The 2003-nt window shown below is 72.2% G+C and carries 3 protein-coding genes; 2 read left to right on the top strand and 1 reads right to left on the bottom strand.

The genetic code is table 11. The features are described from left to right. On the bottom strand, nt 1–458 hold a 458-nt coding region (locus AOK23_RS43805; protein WP_055717903.1), incomplete at its 3' end, for an MSMEG_6728 family protein. Between the two features lie 88 nt (nt 459–546). Here AOK23_RS43805 and AOK23_RS43800 point away from each other — a divergent pair. Continuing rightward, nucleotides 547–993 (top strand): hypothetical protein, encoded by a 447-nt coding sequence (locus AOK23_RS43800; protein WP_055717901.1) that lies wholly within the window; start codon nt 547–549, stop codon nt 991–993. A gap of 148 nt (nt 994–1141) precedes the next feature. Then, the coding region (locus tag AOK23_RS43795) for a DUF2797 domain-containing protein (protein ID WP_055717902.1) at nt 1142–2003 on the top strand (862 nt) is incomplete at its 3' end.

Here is a 2003-nt window from a genome sequence, read left to right as displayed (position 1 = left end):
GATGGGTATAAGAGCCAGATGTAGGGGAGGTCGGGTGGGACGTCGGGGAAGAGGGGGGTGTATGTGGTGGGGTCCTTGCGTAGGAGTGCCGAGCGGTGGCTGCGGTGGAACGTGTCGTCGCCCAGCCAAGGGGGGAGTTCGGCGGCCTCCCTCAGCGCGACCTGGGGGCGGACCCGCGTTCCGGGGCGGAACGCCAAGAGGTCGGCGACCAGGGTGGCCGCGCAGCTGTCCTGGTGGCCCTGCTCGCGCCACACCGCGCACACGTCCAGGCCGTACCGGACGAGCGCTTCCTCGTATCCGGCCCACATCCGTACCGCCGGATGGTGGCGCCAGCCGTAGCCCGGTACGACGAGGCCGCGGAGCACCTGCAACGCCTCGACCCGTTGTTTGCCGAGACGACGGCGGTCCAGGGTGAGCGCCGACGCCCGGAAGTCGGGGTAGGGCAGGAACGTCTGCATGGTGGCGTCACGAGTACCGCGCCGGCGGCCCTGACACATCCCGACGACGACCGAATGGGATGCGGAGAAAACGGGCACTTCGGGAATCATGAACGCACAGCACGACGGCCCCGACCGCGCTCATCAGCGGCCCGAGGGGCTCAGCGACACGACGGTGGAGGCGCTCGGAGCGCTCTCCAAGGCGCTGGAGATGACCGAGCGGGCCCGCGGCCGCCTCTACGACTTCCATCAGCTCACCGGCGGTGCCGATCTCGAACTGGACCGGGCCGTGCGCCTGCTGCGGGAGGCCGGGCACCCGGAGTGGGCGGAGAAGGTGCGGACCGAGATCGTCGGGCGCAATGTCATCCCCGGGCACTGGACGTTCCAGATCGTCGAGGCCTACAACGACACCTACTACGAGCCGTTCAAGGCGCTGGAGAAGAGCGCCGTGGACGAGCTGGCCGACGGCCGGGACCATCTCTACGAGGCGGAGATGAAGGAGGCCCGCCGTACGGCCGGCCACCCCGCCCACACCGCCCGACCCGACGGCCCGTGAGTGGCTTCCGCGTGGAGCGGGGGGAGGAGGCGGATGGTTCGTCCTCGCGGCCCTCCTCGTGTCGTCATCCAAGGCGCCGCCGCCCCGCGGTCGCGCCGTTTCCGCAGGTCAGTCGCATTGTCAGTGGTGCCTTCTAATGTCGTGAGGGATGGCACACGCGTGGAGATGTACCGGGCTGCGGTGGGGCGGCGCCGAGCCCTGTCTGGTGTGGGAAGGCGGGCGGAGGAGTCCTCTGCCTCGGGGGAAGGCGGTGGTCTTCGGAGTCGTGGGCGGGGGCGGACGGACCTGCGTCGGGGCCCGGGGGCACGCGTGTCCGGTGCGGGCGGGCGTCCCGGGGCGGAGTACCGGCGCGCGGTGCGAGGAGTGCGCGCGGCTGGACCGGGCGCACTCCGTCGCGGCCGACACCTTCGCCGATGATCCGCGGCCGTACCACGTGTACCTCGCGTGGTTCGGGCCCGGCATGGTGAAGGTCGGGATCACGGCCGTCGAGCGGGGGTCGGCGCGGCTGCTGGAGCAGGGGGCGGTGTGCTTCGCGTGGCTCGGGCGGGGGCCGCTGATGGCCGCGCGGCGGGCCGAGGAGGTGCTGCGGGCCGCGTTGAAGGTGCCGGACCGGATTCCGTACGCCGAGAAGAGGGTGCTGCGGGCCGCCCTGCCGGAACGGGCTGAGCGTGAGGGGGAGTTGGCGGCGGTCCACGGGCAGGCCCTCGCTCTGCAGGGGTGGCCGGAGTCCCTGGAACCGGTGGCGTTCCAGGCGGTCGATCACTTCGGGGTGTTCGGGCTGGACGGGCTGCCGGCCGCCGACGGGGTGGTGAGCGAGCTGGTCGCGGGCGGCGTGGTGGGCGGTGAGGTGCTCGCCGTCGCCGGGCCCGATCTGCATCTCGCCACCGGGCGGGGAGTCGTCGTCCTGGACACACGGCTCATGACCGGGTGGGAGTTGACCGCTCCCACGGGCGAGGGCGCGCGTGACACGGTCACGGTGCCGGTCAGAGAGGTGCGGGAGCGAGGGGGAG

It is taken from the genome of Streptomyces torulosus (assembly GCF_001419765.1).
In the GTDB taxonomy this organism is placed as follows: domain Bacteria; phylum Actinomycetota; class Actinomycetes; order Streptomycetales; family Streptomycetaceae; genus Streptomyces; species Streptomyces torulosus.
The sequence above is the reverse complement of the archived record's forward strand: the minus strand, read 5'-3'. Positions and strand labels throughout refer to the sequence as shown.

Bases quoted from the DNA above. Each gene is read 5' to 3' on its own strand.
- AOK23_RS43800 (WP_055717901.1), top strand. From the start codon at position 547: ATGAACGCACAGCACGACGGCCCCGACCGCGCTCATCAGCGGCCCGAG.